The organism is Pseudarthrobacter sp. 10T415 (assembly GCF_056394175.1).
Genome location: NZ_JBFTHJ010000006.1, coordinates 108,783 through 126,158, shown reverse-complemented (window position 1 = coordinate 126,158; position 17,376 = coordinate 108,783). Strand labels below are relative to the sequence as shown.

Below are 17,376 nucleotides of genomic sequence, written 5' to 3'. Positions count from 1 at the left end.
CCCGGTTCTTTACCGCGCGTAAAGAACCGGGACGTCCCAGCGAGTGGACAAAGTGCACTATCGGCTAAACTTGGGTGGTAAGGGCCCCGGGGCCAACGCGATCGCCAATCCGCCTGCGGAACGGCGGAAGCCGGTCCACTCGGGGCATTCTCATGAACGGCGCTGAACCAGGACCGCCACGCTGTGGCGCCCGGCCGGCCCGAACGAATGGGGGAGGATCCCATGCCAGCAATTGTGATCGTAGGAGCCCAGTGGGGCGACGAAGGAAAAGGCAAGGCCACCGACCTGCTGGGCGGCCGTGTTGACTACGTCGTCAAGCCCAACGGCGGCAACAACGCCGGGCACACCGTCGTCGTAGGCGGTGAAAAGTACGAACTCAAGCTGCTTCCGGCAGGCATTCTCAGCCCCAACGCAGTCCCCATCATTGGCAACGGCTGCGTGGTCAACCTTGAGGCCCTCTTCCAGGAAATCGAAGGCCTGCAGGCACGCGGTGCGGATACGTCCAAACTGCGCGTCTCCGCAAACGCCCACCTCGTGGCGCCGTACCACCAGGTCCTGGACAAGGTCACCGAACGCTTCCTCGGCAAGCGCGCCATCGGCACCACCGGTCGCGGCATCGGCCCCGCCTACATGGACAAGGTGGCCCGCCTGGGCATCCGCGTCCAGGACGTCTTCGACGAGTCCATCCTTCGCCAGAAGGTGGAGGGCTCGCTGCACCAGAAGAACGAGGTCCTGGTCAAGATCTACAACCGCCGCAGCGTTGTGGTCGATGAGATCGTCGAATACTTCCTGTCCTTCGCCGAGCGGCTCCGCCCGCTGGTCATCGACAGCACCCTGGTCCTGAATACAGCCCTGGACGAGGGCAAGGTAGTGCTGATGGAAGGCGGCCAGGCAACGTTCCTCGACGTCGACCACGGCACGTACCCGTTCGTCACCTCCTCGAACCCCACCGCGGGCGGCGCATCTGTGGGCTCGGGCATCGGCCCCACCCGCATCTCCCGCTCCATCGGCATCATCAAGGCCTACACCACCCGCGTGGGAGCAGGCCCGTTCCCCACCGAACTGTTTGATGAGATGGGCGTTTACCTGCAGAAGACCGGCGGCGAGTTCGGCGTCAACACGGGGCGCCCCCGCCGATGCGGCTGGTACGACGCCGTCCTGGCCCGCCACGCGTCCCGCGTCAACGGCTTCACGGACTACTTCGTCACCAAGCTGGACGTCCTCACCGGCATCGAACAGATCCCGGTGTGCGTGGCCTACGACGTTGACGGCGTCCGGCACGACGAGATGCCGATGACGCAGACCGAGTTCCACCACGCCAAGCCCATCTTCGAGTACTTCGACGGCTGGACCGAGGACATCACGGCTGCCCGCACCCTGGCAGACCTGCCGGAGAACGCGCGCAACTACGTCTTGGCGCTCGAGAAGCTGTCGGGGACGCGTTTCTCCGCCATTGGCGTGGGACCGGACCGGGACCAGACCATCGTGGTGAACGACCTCATCAACGACTAATACTTGGGCCCACGCCCGCAGGGTTCCCTGGCCGAGCTTGCGAGGCTAGGGAGCGGGTGGGGACGACGGCGGCGGGCCACCTTTGCGGGTGCCCCGCCGCTTGTTCGTTTCCGTCCAAGCCCGCGGCAGCTCAATTTACACAGGGTTTACCTGCATTGCCTTGTGGGCGTACATCCCGGACAGCCAGACTTTTGGGACAGCATTCGAGGACTGCCTGGCAAGCACGTCCACCACTTTGCGGGACAGGCGCGGCCGCGCGCCAGCCGGACCATCGGCGGAGATGCCGTCCGGAGATCCGCTCACAACCGGAAGGAAGTGCGCCATGGCGGGCAAGTTCGAAGTTTTCCTTGATCCCCAGTCGAAGTTCAGGTTCAGGCTCGTGGGAGCGGACGGGGCGGTGATGGCGGTCTCGCAGGCCTTCAACGACAAAGCGTCCGTCGTGGTGGGGATCGCCGCGGTCCGGGAGTGCGCCGGGACCGGTTTGGTGACGGACCTGTGCCCTGCCGGAGCCCAAACGCCGTCGGTGACTGTCGCCGCAGCCGCTCCCGCCACCGAACCCATCCTCGATGACCGGGCGGTGGCCAGGCTTCATGCCATCGCCACGGCCAAGGGTCTTCGCCGCCACGCCGACCCCGCACACTGGGACCGGCGCCGGAGCCGGGCGGAACTGGCCAACTGAGGTTGCTTCCACTCCGTCCCGGGCAGTGGCAGCCCACGGCCAAAAAACTTTCCTGAAAGAGGCGTAACCTTTCGCCGCCCGGGGACGATTACCTTTATGTAGCGCCGGCCTGGAACTTGTCCCCCATCACGTTCCAGGCCGGCTCTTTAACTCTCCGGCAGCAGGGACAGCTGCGCACGGCCGGAACCGGCAGTGCACGTGGCGGTCCGGTGCGCGGTGGTTACTGCGGGGTAAAGTAAGCGGGCAAAGGCATTCCGGCAACGGGCCTTCCTGCCCAGCCATCCCCGCACCGACCAAAGGCACCACGTCCGTGACCGATGCACTGACAGACGAGTCCCTGCGAGATCCAGATTCTGGTTCCTCAGCCTTCGGCGTCGTCTACCGGACGTATGCGTCACAGGTATTGGGCTATTTCAAAGCCCGTGGAGCCGAGGATCCGGAGGCAGCAATGCAGGAGGTCTTCCTTTCTGTTTTGCCACGCCTGAACTCAGTGAACGGCGGCAGCGCAGGCCTGCGCACGTTCATCTTCTCGGTGGCCCACGCCCGCATGGTTGACGACCACCGGCGGCAGAGCCGCACCCCGGCCAGGCTACCCTTCGAACCTGAACTGGACGGGCGGGAGAACCCGTCCGCTGAAGCGGAAGCGCTCGAACGGATGGCGCCAGGAGAAATCGTGGGGTTGCTGGAATCTTTGCAGGACGAGCAGCGGGAAGTGCTGTCACTGCGCTTGGTTGCCGGGCTCACCGTCGAACAAACAGCGGAAACCATGGGGAAGAGCGCAGGAGCTGTGAAGCAGCTGCAACGTCGCGGCATCCTCAAACTGCGCGAAGCTGCGGCAGTGAAGGAGTACCTGCGGCCATGACCACACCCGAAAGCAGGCTGCGCGAACTGGTCGATGAAGTCCTCACGGACGCAGGCCACCCGGATGACGCCGCACTTCGAAGTGCACTCGAATCGATTGGCTCCCTCGCGTCGCTTCCCGTTCCCGAGCCCTCGGGAGAACTTGCCCGGCTGCTGGCTGGCGGCGGGGACGAACTGGCCCGCCGCCGTCGCTCCAACCGTCACCGTCCCACTGTGGTGGGACTTGCAGTGATTGCCGGAATGGGGCTGGGTATTGGCGGCGTAGCCGCCACGGCCGGCAGCGCACCCGGCAGCAGTGCAGCATCCGTACAGCACTTGCTGGGGGACTGGTCGCCGGATTGGGCGATCACCCACGGCGTACCGGCAGCGCCCACGCCCGAATACCGTGGAGTGGCGGTCCCTGCAGACCAAACTCCGGATTCGGTTCCCGCAGCCAGTTCCGCCTCTGGTTCCGCCGGAACCCCGGAGGGCACCGGCATTCCCCAGGGCAAAGAACTGCGGCCGCACGGCGAAGGTTTGGCTGGTTCCGCTGGAAGACCCGAATGCGGAAGCCCGAAGCAAACCGCGGCAACTCCTGCGGGCATCTGCCCGCCCGCAGCCGAACCATCAGGACAGCCGGACGGGCCGAGCAACCACATCGGCGGGGGATCGACGCGGGGAACGGCTGCGCCCGGGAACGCGGACAAGAAGAAGGTGCCGGACGAAGGCATTCCCGGCCACGCAGTTCGCGGCCAGGACCAAGCCGATCCCGGAGCCCCAGGACGTGCACTCGAGAACAGTGCCGGGCCAGGGAAAGCGGGACCAAAACAAGCCGCTGACAGCGGACCGGGAAGGGCCGCACCGGAAAAGCCCGGCCCGGCAAGCTCCCGGCAAGGGACAGGTACAGGAGATGCCCGGGTAACCGCTGCCGGCGGCAAATAGCTGCCCATCGGCCCGGCAGTCTGCGGCCCGGGTTAGGCTGATGTCATGGGCCACACGAACGATCCTGCAGTCATTGAAAGCCTCATGCGGACCAAAGGGCGGTGGGCCATCGTCGGCCTGACCACCAACGAGTGGCGCTCCGCCTACGACGTGTCCTTGTTCATCCGGGACCAGCTGGGCATGGACATCATCCCCGTCAACCTTGCCGGCGATACCGTGCACGGCGAACCGGGGTACCGCACCCTGGCGGAGATTCCGGCGGAAAAGCAGCCCATCGACGTCGTGGATTGCTTTGTGAACTCGGAGAGGGTTGGCAAGGTCGTGGACGAGGCGATCGCCGTCGGGGCCAAGGCTGTCTGGCTTCAGCTGGGCGTCATCGATGAAGCCGCCGCGGAACGCGCCAAGGCCGCTGGCCTGGACGTTGTGATGAACTCGTGCCCGGCCCAGCAGGCCTGGAAGTTCAAAATCTGAGCCTTGCGGGAGACTAGCCCCGCTTCAGGAGGTCCGGGTAGTGCCGCTCGGTGACGTCCGGGTGCGCCCGCATTCTGCCCTTGAGCATGTTGAGCCCAAAGGACGCGAGCAGCGGGTTGCTGGGATCGTCCGTGATGCCGCGTGCGGCTGACTTCAGCTCCGGGGCGAGCGGAACGGGCTGGATGACCGAGTCCAGGCGGGGCGACCAGAAGAACGGCACCGAGTAGCGGTCCACGCCCGGGGGCGGTGCCTGAACGCGGTGGATCGTGGCCGCAAGGTACCCCTCGGTGGCCACTTCAAGCATTTCGCCCAGGTTCACCACCAACGCCCCGGGAAGGGGCTCCACCGGAAGCCATTCCGAGGTCCCCGGCGGTTTTACTTCCAGGCCTCCAACATCGTCCTGCAGCAGGAGCGTCACGAACCCGTAGTCCGCATGGGATCCTACGCCCTGGTCACCGGCCTCTTTGACGACGCCGCCAACATAATGGACCAGTTTTCCCATCCATGCCGGTGCTTCCCGGAACGGTTCGTCGAAATAGTCCTCGGGCTGTTGCAGCGTCACGGCAATGGCGCGCAGCAGTTCCATCCCCACCCCGGACATCAGTTCTGCCCAGGCCATGGCTGCCGGCTTTAGTTCAGGGAACGCTTCGTCGGGCCACTGGTTGGGTCCCTGCAGCAGCCAATACGGCTGGTCCGGCGGATAGCTGTCCACGGGCGGACGCTCGGGGGAGTAGTCGATCTGCTCGCGCGCATCCGCCCGCCCCTGCGTCACTTCGGTTCCCATCCGGGTATAACCGCGGAAGTGCGGCGACAGCCGGTTGTCCAGCTTCATCCGTTCTTCGAGGGGAAGGTTGAAGAACCGCCGGACGGCGTCAAGGAGTTGGTCCGCCTGCCCTGGCGAACCCCCGTAACCGGTGATTTGGAAGAAGCCCACGTCATGGGTGGCATGCCGCAACTGCTCGATGAATTCGGGACTGAAGGTCCCGTAGGGCTGCCGTGCGGTACTCAAATCCAGAACAGGTATGGCTCCCTGGTCGTGTGACATCCTCGCAGACTAGCACCGTAAGGATGCGCTTTATAGGCTTCGTTCATGGACCCCGCCCTGCTGCGAAAAATCTGCCTCTCATTCCCCGGTGCCTTCGAGGACTACCCGTTCGGCCCGGAGATTGCCGTCTTCAAGGTCCGTGCCCACGTAGCCGGAGGAACCAGGCATGAGGCGAAGCTGTTCGCACTGTCCTCCATGGATCCCGGCGATTTCTACGTGAACCTCAAATGCGATCCCTCCCTGGCGGTTCAATTACGGGCCGCGCACGCCGCCATCGACGGGGCCTGGCACATGAACAAGACGCACTGGAACGGTGTCCGCCTGGACGGGTCCCTCCCGGAGGACATGGTGCGGGACATGGTGGAGGACTCCTATGACCTGGTGGTTGCGGGCCTGAGCCGCAAGCAGCAGGAACAGCTTGGCTGGGCACGCCTGGGACGTTCGGGTGAATGAGGCACGGGCGGCCCGCGGCAGCCTGAACTATCCGGGTGTTGGAAGTACAAGGCAGGGTACGACGCCGGCGGGGTACGCCAGCGTCGTGGAGGAGGTGCGCCTGGGGTCGGGGCTGCCGCTGTTCCGTCGCGTCGCGGACGGCATCCTTGGGTGGGAACTGCAGCGGCGCGCGGGCCTCCGTGTCCGGGCGGAGTCCCCACAGGCAAGGCCGGGCGTCCGCGTGGTCAGCGGCTTCGGCGTCGGCCCGTTCCGCCTGAACGCGCCGTGCGAGGTGGTTTGGGTCCGGGAACCGTCCGCGGACGGCATGCCACAGGCAGCAGGTTTTGGCTACGGGACGCTTCCGGGACACCCCGCCCGCGGCGAGGAATCCTTTGAGGCGGTCATCGACGCCTCGGGTGCGGTCTACCTCCGGATCCGTGCTTTCAGCAAGCCGGCCAACTGGTTCTACGCCACCGGCGGACTGGTCACCCGGGCGGCCCAGCGGTACGTTACTTCCCGGTACATTGAAGGGGCACGCACACTCGCCGCGGAAGGAACGTCCCAGTGATTTTTATCGTCGTCAAGTTCAAGGTCAAGCCGGAATGGTCGGAGCGCTGGCCGGAGCTGGTGGCAGACTTCACCGCGGCAACCCGGCAGGAGCCCGGCAACCTCTGGTTCGACTGGTCACGAAGCCTGGACGACCCCAACGAGTACGTCCTTGTTGAAGCGTTCAAGGACGACGCCGCGGGCGACCACGTGAACAGCGAACACTTCAAGAAGGCCATGGCGGACATGCCGCAGGCCCTCGCCGAAACTCCCCGCATCATCAGCCGCCAGCTCGAGGGCGACGGCTGGGACCGCATGGGCGAGCTCACCATCGGCTAGGGAAGGACCGCGGCCATGTGGGTCGGCTGGATCGAGTTCGACATCCTCCTGGGCGACGTCCAAAGCCTCAAGGAGAAACGGTCCGTTATCAGGCCGCTCCTTGCTGAACTAAAGCGTCGCTTCGACGTGTCCGTGGCCGAGGTGGGGGACCACGACCAGTACCGCCGCACCAGGGTGGGCGCCGGCCTGGTGGCAGCCGACCGCGCGCACCTCGTGGAGGTGCTCGACGCCGTCGAACGCTTCGTGGCGGGCCGCCCCGAAATCGAGCTGCTCAGCGCCCGCCGCCGGGACCTGCACAGCGAGGATTAAGCGGGCGCAATGGCTGGCGGAGGGGAGATTAAAAACGATTGCTCCGTAACCGCCGTTTTGAGGGCTCAAAAGGGCAATTACGGAGCAATCGAAGGGGAAGGGATCAGCCGAAGTACTTCGGCAGCGTCCCTTCGTGGGCTTCGCGGAGGGCGTCGAGGGACAGGCTCTCCACGCCGTTGATTTCCAGGGCGCCGCTGGCAGCGTCCACCACGCCGATGCGGGTGTGCGCGAAGCCGCGGGCGGTGCACATGTCCGTGAAGCGCACTTCCTCCGAGCGGGGAACGCCCACCACGGCACGTCCCTGGGATTCGGAGAACAGTGCCGTGAACAGGTCCACGCCATCGCGGTCCATGACATCCTGCAGCGCAATCCGCGCGCCGACGCCGTAGCGCAGCGAGGACTCCACCAGCACGGCGGCCAGGCCGCCCTCGGAGAGGTCGTGTGCGGCGTCGATCATGCCGTCGCGGGAGGCGTTGATCAGGATCTCACCCAGTGCGCGCTCGGTCTCAAGGTCCACCTTCGGCGGCTGGCCGCCCAGGTGGCCGCGCATGTTGGCCCACTCAGAGCCGTCCAGCTCGGCAGCGGTAGTGCCCAGCAGGTAGATCGCCTGGCCATCCTCACGCCAGCCCGACGGCGTGCGGCGGGCAACGTCGTCGAGCTTGCCCAGGACCGCCACCACGGGGGAGGGGTGGATGGGCGTGGTGCCCGTCTGGTTGTACAGCGAGACGTTGCCGCCGGTGACGGGGATGCCGAGCACCTGGCAGGCGTCGGACAGGCCGCGGATCGCTTCGGCCAGCTGCCACATGACATCCGGGTCCTCGGGGGAGCCGAAGTTCAGGCAGTCGCTGACGGCCATGGGGATGGCACCTGCGGTGGCAACGTTCCGGTACGCCTCGGCCAGGGCCAGCTGTGCACCGTGGTAGGGATCGAGGTAGGTGTAGCGGCCGTTGGCGTCGGTGGCCAGGGCAACACCCAGGCCGGTTTCCTCGTCAACGCGGACCACGCCGGCGTCGTCCGGGAACGCCATGGAGGTGTTGCCGCCCACGTACCGGTCGTACTGGTTGGTGATCCAGGACTTCGAGCACATGTTCGGCGAGGCCACGAGTTCCGTCACAGCCTTGGCCAGCTCGGCGGGTGCAGCGGGGCGGCCGGCATCCTGAACAGAGCCGGTGAAGGTGTCTGCCTGGATCGAATCCTGCCACTCCGGGCGGGCAAACGGGCGGTCGTAGACCGGGCCGTCGTGCGCCACGGTGCGGGGATCGACATCGACAATCACGTCGCCTTCCCAGGTGATGATCAGGCGGCCGGTGTCGGTGACCTCGCCCAGCCAGGAGTACTCCACGGCCCACTTGTCCATGACGGCCTCGAACGCTTCCACGTTCTCCGGCGTCACAACGGCCATCATGCGTTCCTGGGACTCGGACATCAGGATCTCGCCCGGGGTCAGCGTGGGGTCGCGCAGCAGGACGGAGGTCAGCTCAACCTGCATGCCGCCGTCGCCGTTGGAGGCGAGCTCGGACGTGGCGCAGGAGATGCCTGCCGCGCCGAGGTCCTGGATGCCCTCCACCAGGGAGCCCTTGAACAGCTCAAGGCAGCACTCGATGAGCACCTTTTCGGCGAACGGGTCGCCCACCTGGACGGCGGGGCGCTTGGACGGCTTGGTGTCATCAAAGGATTCGGAAGCCAGCACGGAAGCGCCGCCGATTCCGTCGCCGCCGGTGCGTGCACCGAACAGGACCACCTTGTTGCCCTTGCCCGAGGCGTTGGCAAGCCGGATGTCCTCGTGGCGCATGACGCCAACGGCAAGGGCGTTGACCAGCGGGTTGCCCTGGTAGACGGAGTCGAACACCATCTCGCCGCCGATGTTCGGCAGGCCCAGCGAGTTGCCGTAGCCGCCGATGCCCGCCACGGCGCCGTGCATTACGCGGGCGGTGTCCGGGTGGTCGATGGCGCCGAAGCGCAGCGGGTCCATGACGGCAACGGGGCGTGCGCCCATGGAGATGATGTCGCGGACAATGCCGCCAATGCCGGTTGCCGCGCCCTGGTAAGGCTCAACGAACGACGGCGAGTTGTGCGATTCGATCTTGAAGGTCACGGCCCAGCCGTCCCCCAGGTTGGTGACGCCGGCGTTCTCGCCGATGCCCACCAGCATGTCCTTCTTCATTTCCTCGGTGACCTTTTCGCCGAACTGGCGCAGGTGGTTCTTGGAGGACTTGTAGGAGCAGTGCTCGCTCCACATGACGGAATACATGGCCAGTTCGGCGCCGGTGGGGCGGCGGCCCAGGACCTTGACGATTTCGTCGAACTCGTTCCGCTTCAGGCCAAGCTCGGCCCACGGCAGGTCCGTCTTCGGAGTCTTGCCGGCGTTCTCCACCGTGTCGATGTTGAACTTCTTGGTGGTTTCGGTGGTCACTTGTCGCCTCCCACAATCTTGGTCAGTACGGAGGTGAAGAAACCGAGTCCGTCTGTGTCGGACCCGCCGACACCGGCGGAGCCGGACAACGCAGTCTCGGGGCCAAAGCCCGGTTCCACGGCGTGCTCGGGGTGCGGCATGAGGCCCACCACGTTGCCGGCTGCATTGGAGATGCCGGCGATGTCGCGGCGCGAACCGTTCGGGTTGAAGCCCACGTAACGGAAGACGACGCGGCCCTCGGCCTCGAGGGCGTCCAGGGTCTTGTCGTCCGCGATGTACTGGCCATCCTGGTTCTTCAGAGGGATGGTGATTTCCTGGCCCGCTTCGTAGTCCAGGGTCCAGGCAGTGTTGCTGTTCTCGACGCGCAGGATCTGGTCGCGGCACAGGAACTTCAGGTGATCGTTCTTGATCATCGAACCCGGCAGCAGGTGCGATTCCGTGAGGATCTGGAAGCCGTTGCAGATGCCCAGGACAGGCAGCTTGGCGTCACTGTTGGCGGCGTCGATGATCTTGGACATCAGCGGCGCGAAACGGGCAATGGCGCCGGCACGGAGGTAGTCACCGTAGGAGAACCCGCCGGGGATGACGACGGCGTCCACGTCACCGAGTTCGGTGTCGCCGTGCCAGAGTTCGACGGCGGTGGCACCGGCCAGGCGCACGGCGCGGGCGGCATCCCGGTCATCAAGGGTGCCGGGGAAGGTAACGACGCCGATCCGGGCGCCGGCGAGGCGCGGCTCCGCCGCGACGGCGATGGCCTCGCCGATCAGGGGAAGTTCAGTCATCTCAGGCCTCGACGACCTCGACGTTGACGACGTCCTCGATCACGGGGTTGGACAGGAGGGTTTCGGCGGCGTCGCGGGCCTGGGCCAGGATCTCCTCCGTCACCTCGCCGTCCACGGTCAGTTCGAAGCGCTTGCCCTGGCGGACAGAGCTGAAGCTGGTGAAGCCGAGGCGGGGAAGAGCGCCGACGATCGCCTTTCCCTGGGGGTCAAGAATCTCGGGCTTGGGCATGACGTCAACAACGATCCGGGGCATCCGGCAACTCCTGTGCGTGAGCTTGGGTAAGGGCGCAGCGGAGTGGTGCCGTCTCACGCCGTACCGGTGTTGGGGGCACACTGTAAGGCAGTGTTCCAGACTTTGTGGACGGGCGCTCCGCGAGCTTGCCTTATCATTCTACCGGCCCGGCGGCCCCACCCTGTATTCGGTAGATCCACGTCACGGTGGGGCCCGCAAAAGCGGAATCCGGCGCTTCCGGCCAATCCCGCTATGGAGTTGAAACGGACCCTTCACTAGGATGACGGGATGGCAGAGAATTCGAAGTCCGTCCTTTTGCCAGTGATGGCCGCAGCCGTATTTGCCGGCCTGGGCCGGATGGTCTTCCAGAAGATCAAAGCCGACCGCCGTGCCCGGGAAACCCGCACGGCCGGACCGGTGGACGAGAAGACCCGGCAATGGATCAGCGACGTGGTCCGGACCCCCCGGCAGTAGCGTCCTGCCGCGGATTCCCGCGCCCTGCCCCTGACGCGCAGGGCTTCCCGGGCTGCCCGTCAGGGTCCCCGCCAGCGCTGTATATGACTGGCGAAAATTCGCCGTATGTGCCCTATGTCATATTCGGCTATCAGTCTGTACTCTGTGAACCGGCTGGTCTTATCGAATTACAAAACCTGTAATTCCCTGTACCAAGCCGGTCGTTTCCGGCCCTCTAATCCTGACAGGCCGGTTCATCGTGAAAGGGTGCACGTGAAATTAACAGGAAAGAGCCCTGCAAGGGGCGGCGGGTTCCGGAGGGCTGCAGCGTTCTCCGTGGGGATTCCGCTGCTTCTTGGTTCAGTGGCAGCCGTGCCAGCCACGGCAGCCCCCGCCACGGGGCAGGTTCCGTCGGTCCAGCAGAAGAACCTTGATCCCAAGGACTACCAAGCCGGCCGGTACATCGTGGTACTGGCGGAGAAGCCCGCAGCCACCTATGCAGGCGGCACCGGCGACCTGAGCGCTACGAAACCCCAGAGCGGAAAGAAGCTCGACGCCGGGCGGCCCGAGGTGCAGCGCTACCAGCAGCATCTCGAAACGCAACAGCGCGAGATCGCCAAGGACGAAAGCGTCCAGATCAAACGCAACTTCACCGCCGCCATCAATGGCTTCGCCGCGGATCTCTCCGCCGACCAGGCGCTGAAGCTGGCCAAGGATCCGAAGGTCCTCATGGTGGCGCCGGATACCGAGAACGCGCCGGACTACTCCACCACCGATTTCCTTCAGCTCTCCGGCCCGCAAGGCATCTGGAATACATCCTTCGGTGGCACGGAGAACGCCGGCAAGGGCGTTGTGGTGGGAGTCATCGACTCCGGCTACACCCCCTCCAGCCCTTTATTCGCCGGAACCGACGTCAAGCCGCTGGCCGGAAACCCCGAGGTGGGCGTGCCCTACCGGACAGCAGACGGCAAGATCGCCATGTTGAAGTCCGACGGCGACACGTTCGTGGGCGAATGCCAAAAAGGCGAAGGCACCGGGGCAGCTTTCGACGGCAGTGCCTGCAACTCCAAGGTCCTCAGCGCCCGCTACTTCGCCGACGACTTCAAGAAGTACGTCCCGGAGGCCAACCGTGCCCCCGAGGAAGTGCTCTCTCCCGTTGACGTCGGAAGCCACGGCACCCACACCGCCAGCACCGCAGCCGGAAACGCGAACGTCAGGGCCAACCTTGGCGGCCGCGACATGGGCATCACAGGCGGCGTCGCTCCGGCGGCCAAACTCTCCATCTACAAGGTCTGCTGGGAAGACACCGACCCCAACACCGGCGGCTGCTACAGCTCCGCATCGGTGGCCGCCATCAACCAGGCGATCCTGGACGGCGTGGATGTCCTGAACTACTCCATTTCGGGCAGCACCTCCACCACCACGGACCCAGTTGCTTTGGCGTTCCTCTCCGCAGCCTCAGCCGGAGTCTTCGTTTCCGCCTCCGCAGGCAACAGCGGCCCCACGGCCAGCACCGTGAACCACGGCGCACCATGGCTCACCACTGTCGCTGCCTCGTCCTTCTCCACCGAGCTGCAGGGAACTGTTGAATTCGAGGACGGCAGCAAGTACCGCGGTGCCAGCCTGATGGCCAACAACGTCCCGGCCAGCCCGCTGGTCCTCGCAGCATCGGCTGCAGCAGCAGGAGCCGCAAGCCCCGAACTCTGCGGACCGAACACACTGGACCCCGCCAAGGTGGCCGGCAAAATCGTTGTCTGTGACAGGGGAGTTGTTGACCGCGTTGCCAAGAGTGCCGAGGTCAAGCGCACCGGCGGCGTCGGCATGATCCTCGTCAACGTCACCCCGTCCTCCGAGGACGTGGACCAGCACGCCGTACCCACTGTCCACGTGAATCCGCCGGCAACGCAGCAGATCAAGGACAAGCTGGCGGCCAACCCCGCCATCAAAGCCGCGCTGGTGAACAAAGACACCACCGGCCTGCCGCAGGAGCCCCAGCCGCAGATCGCCGGATTCTCCTCACGAGGCCCGCTGCTGGCCACCGACTCCGACCTGCTGAAGCCGGACGTCGCCGCTCCCGGCGTCGCCGTGCTGGCCGGTGTCTCTCCCATCGGTGAAGCCGGCGCCCAGTTCGGCATGATGTCCGGCACATCGATGGCCGCCCCGCACGTGGCAGGCTTCGGTGCGCTGGTCCTGGGCAAGAACCCCACCTGGTCTCCCGCCACGGTCAAGTCAGCCATGATGACCACCGCTACGGACGTCAAGAACGCGGACGGCAGCCGCAACACAGATGTCTTCGCCACCGGCGCAGGCCAGGTGTCCGTTGCCAAGGTCCTGGACCCGGGCCTGGTGTACGACGCCAACGAGACCGACTACCTGAAGTTCATCCAGGGAACCGGACTGGACCTGGGCATCCCGGATCTGGGAACCACCGCGCCGCGCGACATGAATGTGGCCTCGTTTGCGCTGGGCTCACTGACCGGCAGGACTGAGGTCACCCGCACGGTGACCGCGCTGACCCCCGGCCTGTACCGCGCCCAGGTGAACGTGCCGGGCGTCAAGGTCACCGTGACCCCCTCGATCCTGAACTTCAGCGCGGTGGGCGAAAAGCGGACGTTCAAGGTCAAGTTCGAAAATGCCTCCGCCCCCACGGGCCAGTTCGCCATGGGCAGCCTGGTCTGGCAGGGTGCCGGCAAGAATGTCGCTTCACCGGTAGCGGTCCGTCCGCAGTCCGTAGTGGCGCCGGCGAATGCCGCCTTCAGCTCAGTGGGCGGTACCGGCCAGGGGAAGATTCCCGTGGTGTCCGGAACCAACGCACCGGTCAGCATGACGGTGGACGGCCTGTCCAAGGCGGATTCAACTGCCGTGGAACTGGTCCCCGGGCCGCTGGCCCTGGCGAACAACACCTCCAACGCCATGAAGCAGGTAACGGTGGCGGCGGGTTCGCCGCTGGCCAAGTTCTCCGTCTTCTCCTCTGACGAGAACGCCGACTTCGATCTCCTGGTGTTCACCCCGGATGGGAAGCAGCTCGCCTCCCAGACGGTGTCCGCCAGCGAATCGGTGTCCGTCACCAATCCCAAGGCCGGCGTGTACACAATGTTCGCCAACCTCTACGCCAGCCCTAACGGCCAGCCCACCAAGGCATCGTTGGATGCTGCCGTCCTGGGCGCCAACATGGGCAACGCCTCGGTCAGCCCGAACCCGCTTCGGCTGGCGAACGGCACTGCCGGTGACGTGACGTTGTCGTGGCAGAACCTTGAACCGGGCTCCTACATTGGCAGGGTCAACTACTCGGGCGGTGCCACCCCCACCTTTGTCTCGGTGGTGGTAACCCCGGGTGCCGGTGCCGTGGTCCCGGATGACGAGCAGACGGACCCGGGCAAGAAGGACAAGAAGGACAAGGTCAAGAAGGAAAAGAAGAAGAAGGAGTTCCAGGACGAATCGGGGAGCTCCAACCTGGGAATCTAGGCGCCAGCCTCCCAAGAGGCCCGGAGCCTGAATAACCGGACAACTGATGGCCGGCGGATCGACTGCGATCCGCCGGCCATCCCTGTCTTGGGCCGGGCAACCGTCCGCCTAGGTGGTGCCGGCGGCTCCGGCAGTTCCGCCCAGCAGTGGAGCAAGGGCCCGCCACCGGGAAATCTCGCAACCATCGGTCAGGGTCAGCGTGGTGTGAACACGCCTGCCCTGGAACGTCCCCGTGACGACGGCCTGCTGGGGCCCGCCATACTGCTGGGTACACAGGCGCGGCGGCCCGGGTTCCGGGAAGAAGATCGCAGGTCCGTGTTTCAGGACAGCGTCGAGGGCGGCCTGCGGGTCCGGTACGGTCGAGCCGGGGGACACCTTGCCGTGGCTGGCCTGCAGGGTGAATTTATGGTGCGGGCCGTCAGGCGTTTCGCTGAGGTTGATGACCAGGTGGACGGATCCGGGGTCAGGCTGCGCCTTGTTCTCCATGGACTTCTCCTTTCGCGGACCTGGTGGTCTCGCCTGTGGCCTCCGCCAAAGACGCTGCCAGCCGGCCCCGGAGTATTGCGGCTTCCTGGGCAAAGCCACGCTGCCGGGCAACGTAGTCGGCCTTTCCATCGGTGGTCTCAATCCGGATGGGCGGGTAGCCCCAGCCGGCGAGGTCGTAGGGGGAGGCCTGCATATCCATGGCGCGGATCCGCCAGGAGAGCTCGAAGCAGTCCATGACCAGCTCGCTCGGAAGTGCCGGAAGCAGCTTGTAGGCCCACTTGTAGAGGTCCATGTTGGCATGCAGGCAGCCGGGCTGTTCCATGTGCCGTTGGGAGTCCCGGGTAGGCAGGTGCTCATTGAGCGGCAACGCATCAGGAGTATAGAAGCGGAACGCATCAAAGTGGGTGCAGCGGATGCGGTTATCCTCCACCACCTGGTCGGTTCCCTCCGAACCCAGGCGCAGTTTCAGGTATTCGTGGCGCAGATCGAACTTGTCCTGGCGGTACACCATGGCCCATTCGTGCAGGCCAAAGCAGCCGAACTGGGCAGGCCTTGCCGCGGTTCCGCGCAGGATGATCTCCGCGAAGGCCACCGCGTCCGCACGGTCGGCCAGGAAGGCGGCCCGGTCGAAGGTGACCGCCGTGCTTCCCGCAGGCAGGCCGAGCGCAGCCAGTTCGCCGTCGTCGAGCACCCGGTAGTGCTTCCAACCGCGCCGGGCCTCGCCCGCGCTGCCCGCGAGGACGGTTCCGGCGCCCGGGTGCCAGCGGCGAAGCTGACCCGGTTTTTGCGTGTAGTAGGTGAAGAGGAAGTCCTCCACCGGATGTTTCCGTCCGGCGGACCTCCGCTCCAAATAGGGATCCGCGTAGCGGCCGACGCGCAGCTGGTGGGCCTCTTCCCTCGCCCGCCACTCGTTGGCCGCAAGGAGCTTAAGTTGCTCCACCGGCGCCTCCCAGTATGTCTTTCGCGGCGTCCCAGGCGCTGATCTCGCAACCGTCCGTGCGGGCGAAGGATGCTTCGACGGCGGTTCCGTCAACCACTCCGCTCACGGTCGCCTTTTCCGGTCCGCCATATTGCTGGGTGCAGGCCTGGGCCGTGCGGGGCGCCGGGTTCAGCAGGGCCGAATTCCGTTTGAGGGCGGCGCAGGCGGCGTCGGCCGTCGGGTGGCTGCTTTCGCCTGCCGGCACTCCGGCTTCGCACACCAGCGTGTAGTTGACTGCGGCTTGGCCTTCAGCCGGAATGACAGTGATGGCAAGTTCGGCATTGCCCTGGCCAGGCCCGGCAGGCAGCGCGGACGGGGAAGCGGGCGGCGGGGCCGGAACTGACGTTTCGGTGTCCGGGGACGGAGTGGCTGTTGACGGGGGCGCGGTTGCCGAAGACGTGGCGGAGGAGGTTGGCGACGGAGCCGGGGACGTGGACGGCGGGTTGCCGCCGTCCGGGCCACCGGTGCAGGCGGAGAGCAGCCCCGCGGTGACGGCAAGGGCCGCTAGGTGAAGCCGCACGTTACGCATGGTCCGACGCCTCATTCATGCCTCGATTCTAACTTCCCCGGGTTGTCCCGCGGGCTGCGCTGATCCGGGCCTGTGCGCTGGAGGGGAGTGTGCTGCGCTGCCTATGACTCCGTGCTGCCGGATGTGGCGGCGATGAGCGCCATCATGCTGGCGTGCAGTTCGGTGACCTGCCCGCGGGTCAGTCCCAGCCTGTCCATCATGGTGCCGGGAACCTTGAGCGCCTCCTGCCGGAGGGCGGCTCCCTTCGGCGTGAGTTCCACCGACAGCGCACGTTCGTTCCCGTCAGCGCGTTGCCGGGTGATGTATCCAGCGGCTTCAAGGCGGCGCAGCAGCGGTGAAATGGTGGCGGGTTCCTGGGCCAGGGCTTCGCTGATGTTCCTGACGGTGCGGGGACTTGTTTCCCAGAGCGCGAGCATGACGAGGTACTGCGGGTGTGTCAGGTTCAGTTTTTCGAGGACGGGCTTGTAGGCGCCTACGACGCTGCGGGAAGCCACGGTCAGGGCGAAGCACAACTGGTGCTCCAGGAGCAGGTCGTCTTCACGGGTGTCCGGGGCGGCTGCGGTGGTCATTGGTCCTCCAACTGTTAGTGCACTAATAATTAGCGTACACTTTTGGTAGGCAGAATGTCAGATGGAAGGAAAGTTCATGGCCAGGCGCAACACTGAAGACAGGGGTAACGCTTCCCAGCGGTTCATGCGGGCCACCGGCAAATTGCGGGCAGTCTTCGGGCCGGCCAACCGCTCCGCCCTCGGCCACGCCATGACCGAGGAAAACCGTCGGCTGCTCGCTCAGCGCGAGGCTGAAAGCCAGCAATGGGAAACCATCACCCGGCCGGACGGAAGCACCTACGTGGTGCCAAAGGATCCGGGCGACAAATCCCTGCGCTGACGGGCCTGCGGTTCCGTCACTAGCCAATCGGCCG

At 65.7% G+C, this 17,376-nt stretch carries 20 protein-coding genes; 12 read left to right on the top strand and 8 right to left on the bottom strand.

The window, feature by feature from the left end; all coding sequences use genetic code 11:
• Nucleotides 1–222 precede the first annotated feature (222 nt).
• The 5 genes from AC1DBN_RS10635 to AC1DBN_RS10615 all read left to right on the top strand — a co-directional run bounded on the left by AC1DBN_RS10635 (nucleotide 223) and on the right by AC1DBN_RS10615 (nucleotide 4,444).
• Entirely contained in the window at nucleotides 223–1,512 is a 1,290-nt protein-coding gene (locus tag AC1DBN_RS10635; RefSeq protein WP_314215561.1) for an adenylosuccinate synthase, read from the top strand.
• A gap of 322 nt (nucleotides 1,513–1,834) precedes the next feature.
• Complete coding sequence (locus AC1DBN_RS10630) at nucleotides 1,835–2,191, top strand: YegP family protein (RefSeq protein ID WP_091717990.1); 357 nt, start codon at nucleotides 1,835–1,837, stop codon at nucleotides 2,189–2,191.
• 310 nt (nucleotides 2,192–2,501) lie between these two features.
• Nucleotides 2,502–3,053 carry an RNA polymerase sigma factor gene (locus AC1DBN_RS10625; protein WP_091717992.1) on the top strand — a complete coding sequence of 184 codons (552 nt, stop codon included), beginning with the start codon at nucleotides 2,502–2,504 and terminating at the stop codon, nucleotides 3,051–3,053.
• Nucleotides 3,050–3,973: a hypothetical protein gene (locus AC1DBN_RS10620; protein WP_091717993.1), complete on the top strand. Its 924-nt coding sequence runs from the start codon at nucleotides 3,050–3,052 to the stop codon at nucleotides 3,971–3,973. The genes AC1DBN_RS10625 and AC1DBN_RS10620 overlap by 4 nt, the downstream gene beginning before the upstream one ends.
• Nucleotides 3,974–4,018: 45 nt before the next feature.
• Entirely contained in the window at nucleotides 4,019–4,444 is a 426-nt protein-coding gene (locus AC1DBN_RS10615) for a CoA-binding protein (RefSeq protein ID WP_091717995.1), read from the top strand.
• Between the two features lie 13 nt (nucleotides 4,445–4,457).
• Here the strand turns inward: AC1DBN_RS10615 and AC1DBN_RS10610 are convergent, their stop codons facing one another.
• The gene (locus AC1DBN_RS10610) at nucleotides 4,458–5,489 is read right to left on the bottom strand and encodes an isopenicillin N synthase family dioxygenase (RefSeq protein ID WP_477723151.1); all 1,032 of its coding nucleotides are present in this window, start codon (nucleotides 5,487–5,489) and stop codon (nucleotides 4,458–4,460) included.
• 45 nt (nucleotides 5,490–5,534) lie between these two features.
• On the opposite strand from AC1DBN_RS10610, the gene AC1DBN_RS10605 reads away from it, so the two are divergent.
• From AC1DBN_RS10605 to AC1DBN_RS10590, 4 genes are read left to right on the top strand one after another with little or no spacing between them, the layout of a single operon-like run.
• A complete protein-coding gene (locus AC1DBN_RS10605) occupies nucleotides 5,535–5,942 on the top strand; it encodes an MmcQ/YjbR family DNA-binding protein (protein ID WP_477723150.1) in 408 nt (135 codons plus the stop codon).
• Nucleotides 5,935–6,489 carry a DUF1990 family protein gene (locus AC1DBN_RS10600; RefSeq protein ID WP_091718001.1) on the top strand — a complete coding sequence of 185 codons (555 nt, stop codon included), beginning with the start codon at nucleotides 5,935–5,937 and terminating at the stop codon, nucleotides 6,487–6,489. Before AC1DBN_RS10605 ends, AC1DBN_RS10600 begins: the two co-directional genes overlap by 8 nt.
• The gene (locus tag AC1DBN_RS10595; RefSeq protein ID WP_091718003.1) at nucleotides 6,486–6,806 is read left to right on the top strand and encodes a putative quinol monooxygenase; all 321 of its coding nucleotides are present in this window, start codon (nucleotides 6,486–6,488) and stop codon (nucleotides 6,804–6,806) included. The genes AC1DBN_RS10600 and AC1DBN_RS10595 overlap by 4 nt, the downstream gene beginning before the upstream one ends.
• A gap of 15 nt (nucleotides 6,807–6,821) precedes the next feature.
• The gene (locus AC1DBN_RS10590; protein WP_091718005.1) at nucleotides 6,822–7,115 is read left to right on the top strand and encodes a DUF503 domain-containing protein; all 294 of its coding nucleotides are present in this window, start codon (nucleotides 6,822–6,824) and stop codon (nucleotides 7,113–7,115) included.
• Between the two features lie 103 nt (nucleotides 7,116–7,218).
• Here the strand turns inward: AC1DBN_RS10590 and purL are convergent, their stop codons facing one another.
• The 3 genes from purL to purS are packed head-to-tail and all read right to left on the bottom strand — an operon-like array spanning nucleotide 7,219 to nucleotide 10,563.
• A complete protein-coding gene (gene purL / locus AC1DBN_RS10585) occupies nucleotides 7,219–9,528 on the bottom strand; it encodes a phosphoribosylformylglycinamidine synthase subunit PurL (protein WP_477723149.1) in 2,310 nt (769 codons plus the stop codon).
• Complete coding sequence (gene purQ / locus AC1DBN_RS10580; RefSeq protein ID WP_091718010.1) at nucleotides 9,525–10,310, bottom strand: phosphoribosylformylglycinamidine synthase subunit PurQ; 786 nt, start codon at nucleotides 10,308–10,310, stop codon at nucleotides 9,525–9,527. The genes purL and purQ overlap by 4 nt, the downstream gene beginning before the upstream one ends.
• A 1-nt stretch (nucleotide 10,311) precedes the next feature.
• On the bottom strand, nucleotides 10,312–10,563 hold the full coding sequence (gene purS, locus AC1DBN_RS10575; protein ID WP_015935902.1) for a phosphoribosylformylglycinamidine synthase subunit PurS: 252 nt from the start codon (nucleotides 10,561–10,563) through the stop codon (nucleotides 10,312–10,314).
• Between the two features lie 267 nt (nucleotides 10,564–10,830).
• On the opposite strand from purS, the gene AC1DBN_RS10570 reads away from it, so the two are divergent.
• Both AC1DBN_RS10570 and AC1DBN_RS10565 read left to right on the top strand, forming a co-directional pair.
• Entirely contained in the window at nucleotides 10,831–11,016 is a 186-nt protein-coding gene (locus AC1DBN_RS10570; protein ID WP_091718013.1) for a hypothetical protein, read from the top strand.
• A gap of 114 nt (nucleotides 11,017–11,130) precedes the next feature.
• Nucleotides 11,131–14,460: a S8 family serine peptidase gene (locus tag AC1DBN_RS10565; protein ID WP_477723148.1), complete on the top strand. Its 3,330-nt coding sequence runs from the start codon at nucleotides 11,131–11,133 to the stop codon at nucleotides 14,458–14,460.
• A gap of 108 nt (nucleotides 14,461–14,568) precedes the next feature.
• Here the strand turns inward: AC1DBN_RS10565 and AC1DBN_RS10560 are convergent, their stop codons facing one another.
• The 4 genes from AC1DBN_RS10560 to AC1DBN_RS10545 form a co-directional block, all read right to left on the bottom strand.
• On the bottom strand, nucleotides 14,569–14,946 hold the full coding sequence (locus AC1DBN_RS10560) for a serine protease inhibitor (RefSeq protein WP_091718017.1): 378 nt from the start codon (nucleotides 14,944–14,946) through the stop codon (nucleotides 14,569–14,571).
• Nucleotides 14,924–15,886 carry a 3-methyladenine DNA glycosylase gene (locus AC1DBN_RS10555; protein ID WP_091718019.1) on the bottom strand — a complete coding sequence of 321 codons (963 nt, stop codon included), beginning with the start codon at nucleotides 15,884–15,886 and terminating at the stop codon, nucleotides 14,924–14,926. The genes AC1DBN_RS10560 and AC1DBN_RS10555 overlap by 23 nt, the downstream gene beginning before the upstream one ends.
• Nucleotides 15,873–16,454, bottom strand: a complete 582-nt coding sequence (locus AC1DBN_RS10550; RefSeq protein ID WP_091718021.1) for an SSI family serine proteinase inhibitor — start codon at nucleotides 16,452–16,454, stop codon at nucleotides 15,873–15,875. Before AC1DBN_RS10550 ends, AC1DBN_RS10555 begins: the two co-directional genes overlap by 14 nt.
• Before the next feature lie 101 nt (nucleotides 16,455–16,555).
• Complete coding sequence (locus AC1DBN_RS10545) at nucleotides 16,556–17,023, bottom strand: MarR family winged helix-turn-helix transcriptional regulator (RefSeq protein ID WP_091718023.1); 468 nt, start codon at nucleotides 17,021–17,023, stop codon at nucleotides 16,556–16,558.
• 76 nt (nucleotides 17,024–17,099) lie between these two features.
• Between AC1DBN_RS10545 and AC1DBN_RS10540 the strand changes: the two genes are divergently transcribed.
• A complete protein-coding gene (locus tag AC1DBN_RS10540; RefSeq protein ID WP_015935909.1) occupies nucleotides 17,100–17,342 on the top strand; it encodes a hypothetical protein in 243 nt (80 codons plus the stop codon).
• The last annotated feature ends 34 nt before the right edge of the window (nucleotides 17,343–17,376 follow it).